The 15853-nt window shown below is 59.5% G+C and carries 16 protein-coding genes; 14 read left to right on the top strand and 2 right to left on the bottom strand.

The features are described 5' to 3' along the window. Window positions 1-6: 6 nt before the first annotated feature. From B3C38_RS08170 to B3C38_RS08120, 11 genes are all read left to right on the top strand, one after another. Window positions 7-1476, top strand: a complete 1470-nt coding sequence (locus B3C38_RS08170) for a lipopolysaccharide biosynthesis protein (protein ID WP_286726620.1) — start codon at window positions 7-9, stop codon at window positions 1474-1476. A 70-nt stretch (window positions 1477-1546) separates the two neighbouring features. After that, the gene (locus B3C38_RS08165) at window positions 1547-1741 is read left to right on the top strand and encodes a hypothetical protein (protein ID WP_276790794.1); all 195 of its coding nucleotides are present in this window, start codon (window positions 1547-1549) and stop codon (window positions 1739-1741) included. 5 nt (window positions 1742-1746) lie between these two features. Further along, window positions 1747-2892, top strand: a complete 1146-nt coding sequence (locus tag B3C38_RS08160; RefSeq protein WP_286726616.1) for an ATP-binding protein — start codon at window positions 1747-1749, stop codon at window positions 2890-2892. Between the two features lie 3 nt (window positions 2893-2895). Beyond that, complete coding sequence (gene folK, locus B3C38_RS08155; RefSeq protein WP_117507220.1) at window positions 2896-3393, top strand: 2-amino-4-hydroxy-6-hydroxymethyldihydropteridine diphosphokinase; 498 nt, start codon at window positions 2896-2898, stop codon at window positions 3391-3393. 13 nt (window positions 3394-3406) lie between these two features. Continuing rightward, a complete protein-coding gene (locus tag B3C38_RS08150) occupies window positions 3407-4366 on the top strand; it encodes a hypothetical protein (RefSeq protein WP_237957299.1) in 960 nt (319 codons plus the stop codon). Between the two features lie 5 nt (window positions 4367-4371). Then, window positions 4372-6417, top strand: coding sequence for an Ig-like domain-containing protein (locus B3C38_RS08145; protein ID WP_117507535.1), 2046 nt, complete (start codon window positions 4372-4374; stop codon window positions 6415-6417). A 4-nt stretch (window positions 6418-6421) separates the two neighbouring features. Continuing rightward, window positions 6422-7228: an outer membrane beta-barrel protein gene (locus B3C38_RS08140; protein ID WP_055201731.1), complete on the top strand. Its 807-nt coding sequence runs from the start codon at window positions 6422-6424 to the stop codon at window positions 7226-7228. Between the two features lie 11 nt (window positions 7229-7239). Beyond that, the gene (rbfA, locus tag B3C38_RS08135) at window positions 7240-7590 is read left to right on the top strand and encodes a 30S ribosome-binding factor RbfA (protein WP_018695498.1); all 351 of its coding nucleotides are present in this window, start codon (window positions 7240-7242) and stop codon (window positions 7588-7590) included. 18 nt (window positions 7591-7608) lie between these two features. Continuing rightward, window positions 7609-8814: an FtsX-like permease family protein gene (locus B3C38_RS08130; RefSeq protein ID WP_022332535.1), complete on the top strand. Its 1206-nt coding sequence runs from the start codon at window positions 7609-7611 to the stop codon at window positions 8812-8814. A gap of 2 nt (window positions 8815-8816) precedes the next feature. Then, window positions 8817-9644 carry a lipoprotein gene (locus B3C38_RS08125; protein WP_022332536.1) on the top strand — a complete coding sequence of 276 codons (828 nt, stop codon included), beginning with the start codon at window positions 8817-8819 and terminating at the stop codon, window positions 9642-9644. Further along, entirely contained in the window at window positions 9604-10752 is a 1149-nt protein-coding gene (locus tag B3C38_RS08120) for an amidohydrolase family protein (RefSeq protein WP_022332537.1), read from the top strand. Before B3C38_RS08125 ends, B3C38_RS08120 begins: the two co-directional genes overlap by 41 nt. Before the next feature lie 117 nt (window positions 10753-10869). On the opposite strand, the gene B3C38_RS08115 is transcribed toward B3C38_RS08120, so the two are convergent. Both B3C38_RS08115 and xerD read right to left on the bottom strand, forming a co-directional pair. Further along, entirely contained in the window at window positions 10870-12678 is a 1809-nt protein-coding gene (locus B3C38_RS08115) for a glycoside hydrolase family 2 protein (protein ID WP_022332538.1), read from the bottom strand. 184 nt (window positions 12679-12862) lie between these two features. Further along, on the bottom strand, window positions 12863-13759 hold the full coding sequence (gene xerD, locus B3C38_RS08110) for a site-specific tyrosine recombinase XerD (RefSeq protein ID WP_022332539.1): 897 nt from the start codon (window positions 13757-13759) through the stop codon (window positions 12863-12865). 70 nt (window positions 13760-13829) lie between these two features. On the opposite strand from xerD, the gene prmA reads away from it, so the two are divergent. Genes prmA through B3C38_RS08095 form a run of 3 tightly spaced genes read left to right on the top strand, consistent with a single transcriptional unit; the run spans window position 13830 to window position 15845 of the window. Next, on the top strand, window positions 13830-14657 hold the full coding sequence (gene prmA / locus B3C38_RS08105; RefSeq protein ID WP_022332540.1) for a 50S ribosomal protein L11 methyltransferase: 828 nt from the start codon (window positions 13830-13832) through the stop codon (window positions 14655-14657). Next, window positions 14658-15386 (top strand): DNA repair protein RecO, encoded by a 729-nt coding sequence (gene recO / locus B3C38_RS08100; RefSeq protein WP_055201743.1) that lies wholly within the window; start codon window positions 14658-14660, stop codon window positions 15384-15386. It begins immediately after the preceding gene. A gap of 48 nt (window positions 15387-15434) precedes the next feature. Beyond that, window positions 15435-15845, top strand: coding sequence for a hypothetical protein (locus B3C38_RS08095; protein ID WP_229107526.1), 411 nt, complete (start codon window positions 15435-15437; stop codon window positions 15843-15845). Window positions 15846-15853 lie beyond the last annotated feature (8 nt).

Raw genomic sequence — 15853 nt, 5'->3', positions numbered from 1 at the left:
GTGTCCATGCTCGAAAAACTTGCAAAACAGACTGCCGTCTACGGTATCAGTACCATTGCCGTAAGGTTCCTGAGCTATCTGCTCACGCCTTACTATACCCGCATTTTCGGGCAGGAGACCTATGGTATCGTCACGGATATCTACGCCCTGATCCCGCTGGCGCTCACGCTGCTGACGATGGGCATGGAGTCGAGCTATTTCCGCTTTTCGGCCAAGGCCGAGGAGGCGGGCGGTGATGTGAAGGCCGCCAAACGCAGGCTTTTCGCCACGACATGGGGCGTCACCTCGCTTGCCGCGGCCGTTTTCTTTGTCGTCGTCGCCTTTTTTCGCGACGGGATTTCGCACCTGATGGGCGAGGCTTATGTGGCACACCCCGAATACATCGTCTGGGTAGGGCTCATCATCCTGTTCGACGTCTGGTCATGCATCCCCTTCTCACGGCTGCGCGAGCAGGGACGGGCGTTGCTGTTCGTCGGACTCAAGGCGTTGGGCGTCGTGCTCAATGTCGTCCTGGCCGTGGCATTCGGCCTCGCCGGGCTTTTTTCCACCGGGTTTGGCGTGGGGTGGGTCTTCGTCGCCAACCTTGTCGCCAGTGCCCTGACGTGGCTGGTAATCCTCGCCACCGTCGATCGTACCGTGCCCAAGATCAACTGGGCCCTGCTGGCCGCCGTTTTCGCCTATTCGCTGCCATTGCTCATCGGTGGGCTGGCGGGTACGGCCAACGAGTTCATCGACCGCCAGCTGATCAAATACCTCGTGCCCGAGGGGGCCATGGCGGAGCTGGGGGTTTACGGCGCTATCACCAAGATCGCCGTGGTGATGATGCTTTTCTACCAGATGTACCGCCTTGCCGCCGAGCCGTTCTTCCTCTCAAACTTCAAAAAGTCCGATTTCGTGCAGATGAACGCCGCGGCGCTGAAATACTATGTCATGGCCTCGATGCTGATCTTCCTGGGCATCGCCCTGTTCCGCGACCTGTTCGCGCTGATCGTGGGACGCGATTTCCGCGAAGGGATCTTCATCCTCCCGGTCGTGCTCGGGGCCAACGTGCTGACAGGCGTGTGGCTCAACCTCTCGTTCTGGTATAAACGCGAGGAGAAAACCTCGCTGGCGATCGTCGTTACGGGTGCCGGGCTCGTCGCCATGATGGCCTTCGGTTTCTGGTTCATCCCGCTGTGGGGATACTACGGGGCTGCCTGGGCCCGGCTGGCGAGCGAGTCGGCGATGGTGGGTGTGAGCTGGTGGCTCAACCGCCGGTTTTACCCGACGCCCTACGACTGGCGGCGCATCGGCGAGTATGTGGCCGTGGCGCTTGCGGTCTTTGCGGCCTGCGAAGCAGTAACGGCCTTCGACGGCAATAAATTGATAACCTATGCGTTTAATATAGTGCTGTTTGCGGCTTATGCCGTCTACCTCGTCCGCCGCGAGCGGATCGATGTCGGGGCGATGCTGAGAGCGGCGCTGAAACGGAAATAGACAATGCCGAGACACCTGTATATCCGAACCGTGCTTGCCGGGGCGAGTGTGAACCCGGTGGGGAAATGATATGGCGATGAAACGGAAGGTGAAAGAGAAGGCCGTGGTGCTGGCGATGAGTTTCGTGCTCTTCATGGGAGGTGTATTTGCGCTTTCGATGGATCGCGGCAACGGCCGTACGATCGTCCTGGTATTCGTTGTGCTGGCGCTGCTGGCTATCGCCGCCCGGCAGACGATACGGAGTTTGAAGAAGAAAAAGGAGTAGAAGATATGCGTTTTGCAGACATAACGGGACAGGAGGATCTGAAACGGCATCTGGTGCAGAGTGTCGATGCAGGGCGGGTGAGCCATGCCCAACTCTTCACAGGGCAGGCGGGTGCGGGTGCCCTCGCCCTTGCCGTGGCCTATGTGCAATACCTTTGCTGCCACCATCGCCATGACGGCGATTCGTGCGGCGAGTGTCCCGACTGCAGGCAGATCGCTGCGTTGGCGCACCCCGATCTGCACCTGGTTTTCCCGGTCAACAAGCAGGGGAAGAAATCCGGCGAGGTGATGCGCAGCGATGAATTCCTGCCGCTGTTCCGCGCGGTTTTCTCCGAAAACGGCGGCTATTTCTCGGCGCAGGACTGGTACGAACGCCTCGACCTGGGCAAGACGCTCAAAGGCATGATCGCAGCCCGTGAGGCCGACGAAATCATCCGCAAACTCTCGTTCAAGAGTTTTGAGGCCGACTATAAGACGATGCTGATCTGGCTCCCGGAAGCGATGAACGAGGAGGCGGCTAACAAGATCCTCAAGATCTTGGAGGAGCCTTGGGAAAAGACGCTTTTCCTGCTGGTTTCCGAGCAGCCCGACCGCCTGTTGCCGACGATCATTTCGCGTACACAGGAGGTCGCCGTGCCGCGCATCGCACCCGACGTCCTGGAACGTGTGGCCCGCGAGCGGGGGATCGCCGATCCGGTGAAAGCCCGTAACATGGCCCGTCTTGCAGGGGGCGACCTGCTGGAACTGAAACACCTCGTGGCCGGCGAGAGCGATGCCTTGCGGAAAGAGAATTTCGACCTCTTCTGCGGGCTTATGCGGCTAAGCTACAACGACAAGCATCTGGAACTCGTCGCCTGGGCCGAAGATGCCGCACAGCTTTCGCGCGAACAGCAGCGTGCTTTCCTGCGGGATGCCGCGCGCCTCTTGCGCGAGAGTTACATGCTCCATGCGGGCATCAATGAAGTCTGCTACCTCTGGGGCGAGGAGCTGGCTTTCTGTACCAAATTCGCCCCTTTTATCGGATCGCAGAACATAGAACCGCTCATCGGCGAGATCGAAAGCGCTTTGGCGCAGATTTCGCAGAATGGCAATCCGACGATCGTATTCACCCATTTTGCCCTTGCGGTGAGCAAAATGATAAAACGACTCTGACTTATGGCACGTGTAGTACTTCTTACCGGCGGCAATACCGGCGACGTGAAACGGACGCTCCAGGCTGCGCAACAACTCATCAACGCCCGCGTGGGCGCCGTGCTGCGTTGTTCGCACCGTTACGAGAGCAAGCCGTGGGGCTTCGATGCCGAACAGCATTTCTCGAACCAGGCGCTAGAGGTATCCACCGACCTGCAACCGCTCGAGGTGCTTGAGGCCGTGCAGGCCATCGAGCAGGAACTGGGCCGCAACCGCGCGGCCGAAGCGGTCGAGAAAGCCCGTACGGGCGTGGCCTACACCTCGCGGTCGATCGATATCGACATCCTCTTCTACGACGACGAGGTGATCGCAAGCGAGCGGCTCACCATTCCCCACCCGCTTCTCTCCGAGCGGGAATTCGCCCTGGCTCCGCTGTGCGAAATCATGCGCCAGCGCCGCCACCCGGTCACGGGGCAGACTATGGAGGAGATGTACGAGGCCCTGCGCCCGAACGAAAATTAAAAAAGAGAGAACATTGAAAAGGGGACGATTAATAGCGTTGTTCACGGCCGTCGTGCTGTTCGCGGGATGTTTCAAGGAGGTTTCGTACAGGACGGACTATGTGCTCAAGCCGCTTGTGCAGGAGAATTCGGGCGATGTCGCCCAATTGCTTCCCGAGGGGAAGGCGCAGGCTTTTGCCCATGCTGCCGACACGGTCTTTTGGGAGGTCGCTTCTTACGAAGACGCCCTGGCCGGGATCATTACGCGGCGGGACAACCCGTCCGAAAAGCAGACCGTGCCGCTTGTGACGGCCGAACCTTATGATCAGGAAGGAATTGCCGGATGGCTGTCGATGCGGATCGACAAACCGTCGGTGATGGTCGTTGCGGTCGATACCGAGCACAGGATTTACGGCTATACCCAACAGGAGATCGCCGAGAATTTCCCCAAGCTCTACGTTTCCGTCGTCTTCAAGCCGTGGAAGGAGGGGACGGAATACAAGGACGGCAATTGGATTTTCCGCAACCAGTTCTATGTGCCTCCGACCTATCTCGATTGTTACATCGCACCTTCGGTGCAGGCCGAGGAGGGCGGCGAAACGACCGAGCCTTCGAAACTCAAGGCCTATGCCTATGCCGTCGATACGACGGCGTGGAGGATCGCCTCGTACATCGACGCCGCGGCCGGAGTCATCACCTCGAAGAACGACCCGTCGCAAACCCGTTCCAACCCCAATTTCACTGCCTCGAAAGAGGAGTCGGGCGCTTACGGCATGGAAGTGAGCAGTCCGACGCTGATGGTGGTCGTGGTCGACCAGACCAACGAGGTTTACGCCTATTCGAAACAGGAGGTCGACCTCGACGGCGAGCCCGTGACCTTCCCGATCGTCTTCCGCACATGGCGCCCGGAATACCTCTATGTCGAGGAGGGCTGGCGCGTGGTCAATGAAAAGAACGCCGACCCGGAACAGGAGGGTTCGGATACAACTAAATGATAACGATGGATATCCGCAAAAGACATATCGTCCGCACGCTGCGTGCCGCCGTGCTGCTGCTTTTCGTTTCGGCTTTCCTGAGCCGTTGCGCGAGCATGATGACCCCCACGGGTGGGCCGCGCGATTCGCTGCCCCCGGTCATCGTGAACATGACGCCCGACAACTTTTCGACCAACCGGCCGCTCGTGAACCATGAGAAGATTTACATCGAGTTCGACGAGTTCGTGCAGCTCAAGGATCAGCAAAAGGAGTTCTTCACCTCGCCGCAGATGAAGAAGAAACCGCTCGTTTCGCTGCGTGGCCGTGGCGTCGTCATCCAGTTGCGCGATACGCTCGAGGCGAATACGACCTATTCGCTCAACTTCGGCAGCGCCATCCGTGATAACAATGAGGGCAACCCGCTCTACTCGATGCGTTATGTCTTCTCGACGGGGCCCGAGATCGACTCGATGGTCATGTCGGGTTATACGGCCGACAGCTATAAGGCCGACTCCGTGTCGAAGAGCTTCATCTGGTTCTTCCCCGCCGATTCGGTGGAAAACGTCGCCGAATACGACTCGACGATCTTCAAGTACAAGCCGGCTGCCATCGCCCGCGCCGAGAACAACGGTATCTTCATCGCCCAGAACCTCAAGCCGATCGCTTACCGCGTCTATGCCGTCCAGGACAAGAACGACAACCAGATTTATGAACCCGGTTCCGACCAGGTAGGCTTCCTCGAAGGTACCTACAACCCCCGCGAGCAACCCGATTTCGCCATGTGGTACGATTCGATCCGCCAATATGTCGTGGCCGAACCGCAGCTCTACCTGCGCATGTTTACCGACAAGGCGTTCCGGCGCCAGGTGCTTTCGCAGTCCGAACGGCCCCTGCAACACAAGGCGATGCTCTATTTCGCGGCCGCACACCCGCAGATCGAGCGTATCCGTTTCGACAGCATCCCCGAAGACCGGGTCATTTTCGACCCGCAGACCGTCGGGCGCGACACCATCGCCCTGTGGTTCAACATGCCTTCGTCGGCACTCCCCGATACGATCAAGGGCGAGATCACCTATTTCAAGCACGATACGGTCAATGTCCTGCAATCGGTCACCGAGCCCTTGAAGCTGGCCTGGAGGTTCATCGAAACCAAAGAGCAGGAGAAGGAGCGCGAGAAGCTCGAACGCGACCGCCGCAAGGCCGAGGCCGCGGGCGAGGAGTGGGTCGAGCCGAAGAAAGAGAACCCCTTTGCCTACAAACTCCCGCTGTCGGGCGAGGTGAACCCCGAGAACCATCTGACGATGGATTTCGACTATCCGCTTACGAAGCTCGATTCGGCCGCCATGCTCCTCACGCTTACGCATCCCGACAACAGCATCGAGGATATTCCCGTGCGTTTGGTGCGCGATACGGCGCAACTGCGCCGCTATTACATTCGTGCGCCCTGGAAAACCGGCGGGCAATATACCCTCACCATCCCCGAAGGGGCCATTACCGATGTGGCGGGATTTTCCAACGACTCGATCATCGGCAAGTATACGGTGCTCGACCCCGAGAAGTTCGCCACGGTGAAGATCCATGTCACGGGCAAGGACGACAGTTCGAAGTACATACTCCAGCTGCTCGACGGCAACAACGCCCTTAAACAGGAGAAGCGCGACGTTACCACGGGCGACTGGCAGTTCAATTTCGTCCCGGCCGGTGAAATTAAGTTCCGTGTCATCGAGGACAAGAACGGCAACGGCAAGTGGGACACGGGCAATGTGGTCGAACGCCGCCAGCCCGAACGCGCCGAAATCTATGCCAACGACGAAGGCGAAGACACCTTTGCCACGAAAGCCAACTGGGAGGTCGAGTTCTCGATCGACATGAACACCCTGTTCGCTCCCGTGACGATGGAGTCGCTTTCGCGCACGCTTGAGGAACGTGAGGCCCAGCGCCTGCGCCGCGAGGCCGAGAAACGCGCCAAGGAACCCAAGAAGAAGGGTCACAGCCACGATAACAACCAGAATAATAACCGCATGAACAACAGCATGAACTCCACGGGCGGCATGTTCAATAATTTCCGATAGCGCGATGATGAAGAGACGATTCAAAAACCTGTTGTTGTTCGCGGCTGCCGTATGCTGCTGGCATGGTGCTTCGGCGCAACATACGCTCGGTTTTACGGCCGGTTACGGCATGGCCAGCGCCCGCTTCGACCCCAAACAGGAGATGAAGGGGATGTGGGGTATCTATACCGCCGGCCTTACTTGGCGCTACTATGGTACGCAACGCTTCGTGGGCGGTTTCGGTATCGACCTCGAATTCCTGCAGCAGGGCTTCTCCTTTGCGACCAATGCCTCGCTGGTCGAGGAGCCGAAGGATTTCCGTTACTATACGCGCCATATCAATTCGGTCATGTTGCCTATCGTCTGGCAGCCCCATATCTATATGCTGCGCCACCGTGTGCGCGTTTACCTCGAAGCTGCGGCCACCTTTTCCTACCAGCTTTCGTCGGATTACGAGGATGAGAGTGCCAAGGCATCGGGAATGGCCGACTGGAAGGGGGATTACAACTACAAGACGGCCCGCGACAGCCGCTGGGGCTACGGGCTTGCGGGCGGCGGCGGTATCGCCTTTCTGATACGCCGCTTCGAGATCAATGTCCGCGCCCGTTATTACTTCGGGCTTTCGGACGTCGTCCGCAACCGCAACAAGTATGCGGACAACGGCATCGACGGTTCCGAAAACCCGTTCTGGACGACGCCCATGCGCTCGCCGCTGGACAACCTCACTATTTCGGTGGGGTTGAGCTACCGCTTCAACAAGGAGGGCTTCTCGACCTGGAAACCGCGTCCCAAACGCGAAAAGAACCGCGAAGTCTTCAAATACGGATTATAAATATTCAAGCCATGGAAACCACACGACAGCAAAAAATCGCCAAACAGATACAGAAGGACGTGGCCGAGATCTTCCAGAAGGAGGGGGCCGGCATCGTCCGCGGGGCGCTCGTCACGGTCACGGCCGTGCGTATCTCGCCCGATTTCGGCTATGCCAAGGTCTACGTCAGCATCTTCCCCTTCGACCGGAGTGCCGCGACGATGAAGGAGATCGAGCATCAGAACTGGTTTATCCGCAGAGCCCTCGGGCAGCGGATCCGCAACCAGGTCAAGAATGTGCCCGAGTTGCAGTTCTTCCTCGACGATTCGCTCGAATACATCGAGCATATCGAAGAAGCGCTCAAGCACGACAAGCCCGAATAGCTCCCGCTTCCCGACGTCATGTTGCCGCAGTTTTTCGCCCGCCGCTACCTTTTCTCGCCCAAATCCCGTTCGGTCGTCAACCTGATCTCGGGACTGAGCGTGGTAGCCGTCGCGATGCCTGTCGCTGCGATGATCATCCTGCTTTCGGTCTTCAACGGTTTCGAAAGCCTCGTGAAGTCGATGTATTCGGCCTTCGACGCCGACCTGACCGTCTCGGCGCGGCTGGGGCAGACTTTTCCTGCCGACGCGATAGACACGGCCGCCGTGGCACGGATTCCCGGGGTCGAAGCGTTTTCGTTCGTCCTCGAACAGAGCGCCCTGCTGGAACATGCCGGACGCCAGGCTACGGCGACGGTGCGAGGCGTCGACGATGCGTATGCCGCGGTGTTTCCGCTCGACAGCGTCGTTTCCGCGGGCGAATACCGGGTGCGCCTGGGGGATATCGAACGCCTCGTCATGGGGCAGTCGATGACTTATATGCTGGGCATCCGCTCGCTTGCCGATGCCGATGTCAATGTCTACGCCGTGCGCCGGGGTTCGTTCTCCTCGCTGCTGCCTTTCGACAACTATACGCGGCGGACGGTGCCCCTCGGCGGGGTTTATTCGCTCGACCTGGAGACGGAGCGGACGTATGTCCTGGCGTCGCTGCGGCTGGCACAGGAACTTTTCAGCCATCCCGGCCGTGTTTCGGGGCTTGTCGTCCGCCTGCGCGAGGGCGCCGATGCGGAGCAGGTGCGCCGGGCTCTGGCGCGGCTGTCGGGTGACGATTACCGCGTCCGCACGCGCCACGAACTGCGGGCCTCCTTCTACCGGATCATGACCTATGAGAAATGGGGTATTTTCTTCATTTCGCTGCTGGTACTGGTCATCGCGTCGTTCTCGGTCGTCGGGGCGTTGGCGATGCTGATCGTCGACAAGCGGCGCGACATCGTGACCCTGCGTGCGCTGGGAGCCGACACGTCGCTCGTGCGGGCTATTTTCCGCAGCGAAGGGTTGCTCATCTGCGGCCTCGGCGCTGCGTGCGGGGCGTTGCTGGGCGTCGGGCTGAGTCTTTTGCAGCAGCACTTCGGCCTGATCGAAATCCCGGCCGAAACGCTTCTTGCCAAGAGCTATCCCGTCGAATTCCGCCCGGGCGACCTGCTGGCCGTGCTGGTGGCCTTCGGCCTTGTCGCCTATGTTATTTCGAACATTACCGTGCGCAGCATGGTGAAACATAATGCCTGATTATGAAACGCATTTTCCGTATATCGCTCTGCGCGTTCCTGCTGCTTGCAGGCGCCGCCTGTACCCGCCACAAGATTATCCCCGATGAGAAACTGGCGCAGATCTTCCACGACGCCTTCCTCACGAACGCCTATATCGGCGACGTGCGGGTCAATATCGACTCGCTGAACATCTACGAACCGATCTTCGCCCGCTATGGCTATACGACCCGCGATGTCTACTATACGATCGGGAACTTTTCGAAGCGCAAGAGCGCCCGTCTGGGCGACGTCGTCGAGATGGCGATCGATAAACTCGAAGCCGAGGGTAAATTTTACGACCGTGAGGTTGCCGTGCTCGATACGATCGACAACGTGGCCCGCCGTACTTTCACGCGTACGGTCTATGCCGATTCGCTGATCCGCGTGGGGGCACTGCGCGATACGGCGCGCCTGCGGATCGCCGTCGACGTGCAGCCCGGCGAGTACGAACTGCGGCTCAAATACCTCGTCGACTCGCTCGACCGGAACGAAAAGGGGTTGCGGGGCGTCGTCTGGCTCGAAAACAGGGACGGCGGGCGCAGTAGCGTCTATTCCACGACGCTGCGCCGTAACCGGACGGAGAATTTCACCCGCCGTTTCACGGTCGATACTACCCACCGGTGCCTTCACCTGGATTTCCTGGATTTCCGCGAGAAGCCCCTGCGTCCCTCGGTGACGGTGACCGGCCTCGAAATCGACTACATTCCCACGACGTCCGTTGCCGTCGACAGCCTTTACCGGCAACAACTCGACCTGCGAATCTTTGCCGATGAATTCCTCCGCGCAGCCATCCAGGCGGATAGCCTCTAACCTGCTCTGGACACCGCAGGGTCTGCTCCGCAATCCCCTGGTCGGGGTTGCGGCCGACGGCCGTATCCTCTCCGTCGTGACGTGTCCCGAGCCCGACCGGTGTCCCGGCACCGAGTTCTATGCCGGGGTGCTCGCTCCGGGACTGGTCAATGCCCACTGCCACCTCGAACTCTCCTATTTGCTGGGGGCGATCCCCGAACGGTGTGGTTTTGCGGGGTTTGCCGGTGCCATGTCGCAGGTGCGGGAGCGCTTCTCCGCCGAACAGCGAGCACAAGCCGTCGAAGCCGCCGATGCCGCCATGTGGCAGGCCGGGATCCAAGCCGTAGGCGATATTTCGAACGGGGATACCGCTTTCGCCGTAAAATCGCGCAGCCGTATTGCTTACCATACTTTCGTCGAGTTTTTCGGCCTGCGCGCCGCGTCGGCCGAGCACATGCTGCCTCTGCTCCGCCATCCGCAAACCTCGCTGACCCCCCATTCGCTCTATTCAGTGCAGGATGCCCCCCTGCGTGCGATCGCTGCCCGGGGCGATGCCCCGCTTTCGATCCATTTCATGGAATCTCCCGGCGAAGCGGCGCTCTTCGAACACCGCGGCCCGCTGTGGGAGTGGTACGCGAAGGCCGGTTTCTCCTGCGATTTCCTGCATTACGGCTCCCCGGCCGAACGTCTCGTGGCCTGCGTGCCGCACGACCGCCGCGTGACCCTGGTGCATGACTGCTGCATAACGCAGCGCGACATAGACATCGTTATGGGCCATTTTACGGCGCCCGTATGGTGGTGCCTGTGCCCCCGTTCAAACCGCTATATCTCCGGCCTCGAACCCCCTGTGGAGCTGTTACGCCGCAATCGCCTCAATATTTGCCTCGGAACCGACTCGCTGGCTTCGAACGACCGGCTTTCGGTTTTCGAAGAAATGCGTATGTTCCCCGGCATCCCGCTTCCCGAACTGCTCGCCTGGGCTGCCGGGGGCGGTGCACAGGCATTGGGTATGGAGGATGCACTCGGCGAAATAGCTCCCGGCCGTCGTTGCGGCCTCACGGTCATTTCAGGGTTGGATTACGGCACGCTGTGCCTGACCCCGGCGTCGCAGATCCGCCGCATCCTCTGACCGGGATACTTTCCCTCCCCGTATGCGTGGTTATCGTACGGATGCTTGCCGCCGGTAGATGAAAACAAAAAGGAGCTTCCCCTGTCGGGAAGCTCCTCGTATTTTGAGGCCGGATGCCTATTTACCCAGTGCGTTGCAGAGTTTCTGGTTGATCTTGCGGATACGTTCCGGTTCGACCTTCATCTCCTTGCGGTCGTAGGTCATCAGTCCGTTGACCTCCATTTCGACGTCGGTAGTCTGCGTGTATACGCCTGCCGAAAATCCGCGGCCGATCAGCTTGTAGAGCATTTCCGCATACTTTTCGTATTCGTCCGTCACCTCCTTGGGCGAGTTGAGGCGGATATAGCCCCAGTTGCGGTCGGGTTCCCAGAGGTGCCCCTTCATCACGAAGCCGATGCCGCCGTACTCACCCAGCACCGTTGCGCGGTTGGTATCGAGCAGCGTCAGGCGCGGGTTGGGGTAGTGGTGCGTGTCGAGGATGTCGCCCGTAAGGTAATGGTTGCCGCCGCTGGCGGGGTTGACCAGGCGCGAAGGATCGTAAGCCTTCGTCCACTCTACGATTTCCTGGGTCTTGAACTGTCCCCAGCACTCGTTGAAGGGAACCCATACGCCGATCGAGGGGGACGAGTAGAGGTAGTCGATGATCTCTTTCCACTCCTTGCGGAAGTTGGCCTCCGATTCTGCCGACCGGTGCTTCTCCTCGCCCGTGAAATAGTTGTGCATCTGCCACTGCGGGCCGCGGTCGCCGCTGGGCATGTCCTGCCATACGATCATGCCGAGTTTGTCGCAGTGGTAGTACCAGCGTGCGGGCTCGACCTTTACGTGTTTGCGTATCATGTTGTAACCCAGATCCTTGGTCTTGATGACGTCGAATGCCAGCGCCTCGTCCGAGGGGGCTGTATAGAGGCCGTCGGGCCACCAGCCCTGATCCAGCGGGCCGAACTGGAATACCGGCTCGTTGTTCAGCTCCAGGCGGACGATGTCGTCGGCATCGCGGCCGATCGAGAATTTACGCATGGCCGTGTAACTTTCCACTTCGTCTATTTTCTTGCCGTTGCGTACCAGGCTTACCTTCATGTCGTAGAGGAACGGTGACTCGGGGCTCCAGAGTTTGGGCTCGGCGACGGACAGTTCCACGGCGGCGCCGTTGAGCGAGCTGCCCTTGGCGACCTGCGTGTCGCCGTCGAAAAGCGCCACTTCGATGCGGTCTTCGGGCTGTGCGCCGCAAACAGGAACCTCGATGCGGAACGACTTGCGGTCGAGGTCGGGCGTTGTCTTCACCTGCTTGATATATTGCTGGGGCACTGCTTCGAGCCATACCGTCTGCCAGATGCCGCTCACGGGGGTGTACCAGATGCCCTCGGGGCGGTTCACCTGCTTGCCGCGCGGCTGGTAGCCGTCGTCGGTCGGATCCCATACGCGAACCCGGATGTCGTTGGCACCCTTTTTCAGGGCCGACGTGATGTCGAACTCGAACGGCGTATAGCCGCCCGTGTGGCTGCCTACGCTGACGCCGTTCACCCAGACGTCGGCTTTCCAGTCTACGGCGCCGAAGTGCAGCAGCACGCGCTTGCCGTTCCATTTCGCGGGTACCGTGAAGCTGTGGTTGTACCAGAGTTCGTTATCCTTACCCAGGCTTTTCCCTACGCCCGAGAGGCTCGACTCCACGGCGAACGGCACGAGGATCTGTCCCTGGAATTTGTCGGGGGTCTGTCCTATGGGCAGGATCGCATAGTCCCACAGGCCGTTGAGGTTTTGCCAGTCGCCGCGTACCATCTGAGGACGCGGGTATTCGGGCAATACGTTCTGCGGATCGAGCTTTTCGCCCCACTGGGTGCGGATACGGTCGCCCGCGGGTTGCCATTGCGCTACGCCGGCAAGGGTCGTCACCAGGGCGGCAGCGGTCAGGAGAATGTTTTTCTTCATACTTCGGGTTATTATTAGGTTAAAATTGTATTTCAAATCCGTACAAAATTAAGCCATCTTATCCGGAAAACAGTCCGCATATATGCACAAAAAGTATATTTATGCTTGGAAATGCGGTTTGAACTGCATTTTTACGGACTTTTCATGCGGGGCACATTTCTTCGTCCTCGGGGCCCCGGCTCCCCTATATCCCGAGGTGCTCTTCGAGCGTATGGCGCAGGTGGTCGCTGTCGAGGTGCGTATAGATTTCGGTGGTGAGGATGCTTTCGTGTCCGAGCATCTCCTGTACCTGCCGGATACTGGCGCCCCCTTCGAGCAGGTGCGTGGCGAACGAGTGCCGGAACGTATGCGGGCTGATGTGTTTGTCGATGCCGGCGCGTTGGGCGGCCTGTTTCAGGATCGTGAAGACCATCACGCGCGTAAGCTGCCCGCCCCGGTTGTTGAGGAATACGACCTCTTCGCCCGAACGTGCGCTGCGGCGCTCTTCGAGATAGCGCTGTATCTTGTCGCGTGCGACGGTGCTGATCGGCACCAGCCGCTGCTTGTCGCCCTTGCCGATGACGCGGATGTAGCCCTCCCCGAAAAAGAGGTCGGAAAGCCGTAGCGAGGTGAGCTCCGAGACGCGAAGCCCGCACGAATAGAGCACTTCGAGCATGGCGCTGTCGCGTATGCCCTTGGTCGTGCGCGTGTCCACGGTGGCGATGATGCGGTCGATCTCTGCGGTGGTGAGGACGTCGGGCAGGTGCCTCCCGAATTTCGGCGTGTCGACGAATTCGGCGGGCGACGCCTCGATCTGGTCGCTTATGAGCAGGAAATTGAAGAAGCTGCGGATGCCGCACAGGCAGCGGGCCTGCGAGGTCTTTTCGCGGCCGCGCTCGAAAAGCCAGCCCATGTAGCGTTCGATCATCGTCCGCTCGACCTTGCGGGGCGTCACGTCGTATTGGCGCAGGATGAAATGGGCGAATTGGCGCAGGTCGCGCATATACGATTCGACGGTATTCTCCGAGAGGCGTTTTTCGAGTTTGATATAAGTACGGTAACGTCGTCCCGTCTCTTCCCACTTTTTCGTGTTTTCTGCCATCCTTTTCCTGCCTTATTTCCGAGATTATCGTTAACTTTGTACGGGCGAAGATACGTAAATTTTACATAATATGAACTATATATCCTTGAATATTGCCTTTTCGGACGACCTGCAGGCCGAGATCCTGACCGCCGAGCTGGCCGACTATCCCTTCGAGAGTTTCGAGGCCGATGCGGGGACGCTCAAGGCCTATATCCCTCAGGAGCAGCTGGCTGACTGTAAGGGCGAGGTCGACGCCTTGCTGGCGCATTACGGCGTGCAGGGACGCTATATCGCCATCGAGACGCAGAACTGGAACGCCGTCTGGGAGAGCAATTTCCCGCCTGTGGACGTCGAAGGGCGCCTGTTGATCCGGGCGCCTTTCCATGAGCCTGCCCCCGCAGGGGTGATGGAGGTGGTCGTCATGCCCAAGATGTCGTTCGGCACGGGGCACCACGCGACCACCTGGCTCGTGTCGCGTGCCGTACTCGACCTGGGCGTCGCAGGCCGTCGCGGGCTCGATATGGGCAGCGGTACGGGTGTGCTGTCGATCGTCGCTGCCAAATGCGGTGCCGCCCATGTCGATGCGGTCGACATCGACGACTGGGCCGACGCCAACTGCCGCGAGAACATCGCTTCGAACGGCGTCGCCGACCGCATCGAACCGATGCTGGGCGACGTGCGCCGCATCGCCGGACGGCATTACGGCTTTATCCTGGCCAATATCAACCGCAATATCCTCACGGCCGACATGCCGGCCTATGCCGCAGCGCTGGAGCCGGGCGGCGACCTGGTGATGAGCGGTTTCCTGGAACAGGACGTCCCGGCGATAGTCGCCTGTGCCGGGGAACTGGGCCTGCGCCCGGTGGCGACCGCTGCCAGGGAGGGGTGGATGATGGTTCACGTGCGCAAAGGGTAGGTGAAGACGTACAAAGGGCGCGGGGTCGTTCTCCATACGCTCAAATACGGCGACTCGTCGATGGTCGTCTACCTGCTGACCGACACCGGGGGGCGCCGCAGCTACATGGTGCAGGGCGTCCGCAGCCACAACGGGCGGGGCTCGAAGCTGGCACTTTTCCAGCCGATGTTCCCGGTCGAGTTCGAAGGGCTCGAATCGTCGCGTCAGCAGATGCACCGTTTCAAGGAGGTGCAGGGCGGCTTTGTACTGCAAAGCCTGCCGTTCGACGTGCGCAAATCGACCATGGCGCTCTTCATGGCAGAGGTTTTGTACCGCCTCGTCAGGGAATACGACGAACCCAACCAGGCGCTTTTCGATTTTGTGTGGAACTGTGTCGGGGCGCTCGATTCGATGGACGAGGGGGTGGCCAATTTCCACCTCTGGTTCCTGGCCAACCTGAGCCGTTTCCTGGGTTTTTGCCCGGGCAACGACTACTCGGCCGGCGATTGGTTCGATATCCGAGAGGGACTTTATACCAAAACTCGGCCGCAGCACGTTAGTTTTATGACACAGGAATGTACGCGTATTCTGCGCGATATGATGGAGTGCGACGTGCGTTGCCTGGCCGAAATCGGCCTCAACCGCACGCAGCGCGTCGAGTTTCTCAATGCCGTGCTGGTCTATTTCGGCTATCACCTCGATGCCATCAGCGCGGTGCAGTCGGTGCGGATCCTGCGGGAAGTGTTCTAAGGGAATTGTAATTTTGGAGAGACCAAATAAAAGATAGGAGGGATAGTTATGAAAAGGATGTTTATTCTGGCGGTCGCCCTGCTTGCGGCCCTTGCGATTTCGGCGCAGGAACCCAATAAGTTCGGGCTGAAAAAACCCGATTCGCCCCGCTCGGGGAAGTATGAGCTTCCCGATTCGCTCCGTAACAAGTTCGAGCTTCCCGACTCGCTGGCGCATTTGTCGCCCTGGAAACCCGATTACCGTGCCGAGGGAAAGATGAAGGTCAAGCCTTCGGTTACGATGACTTCGGTGGTAGTGATCCAGAAGGAAAACCTGCCGTCACGTGTTACGGTGATCGACAACAATACGTTGCGTCTGGGACGCCATTTCACCATCTCGAACGGTCAGGCCTGGAACAACGGATCCTTCCCCGATGCGTTCCTCGATGCGCGGACGATCTCGATGCCCCTGCCGCGGTAGGGTGTTGC

The organism is Alistipes sp. UBA1686 (assembly GCF_002320215.1).
Classification (GTDB): Bacteria; Bacteroidota; Bacteroidia; order Bacteroidales; family Rikenellaceae; genus Alistipes; species Alistipes onderdonkii.
Note: the sequence above shows the minus strand (reverse complement) of the source record. Positions and strands in the feature narration are given on the sequence as shown.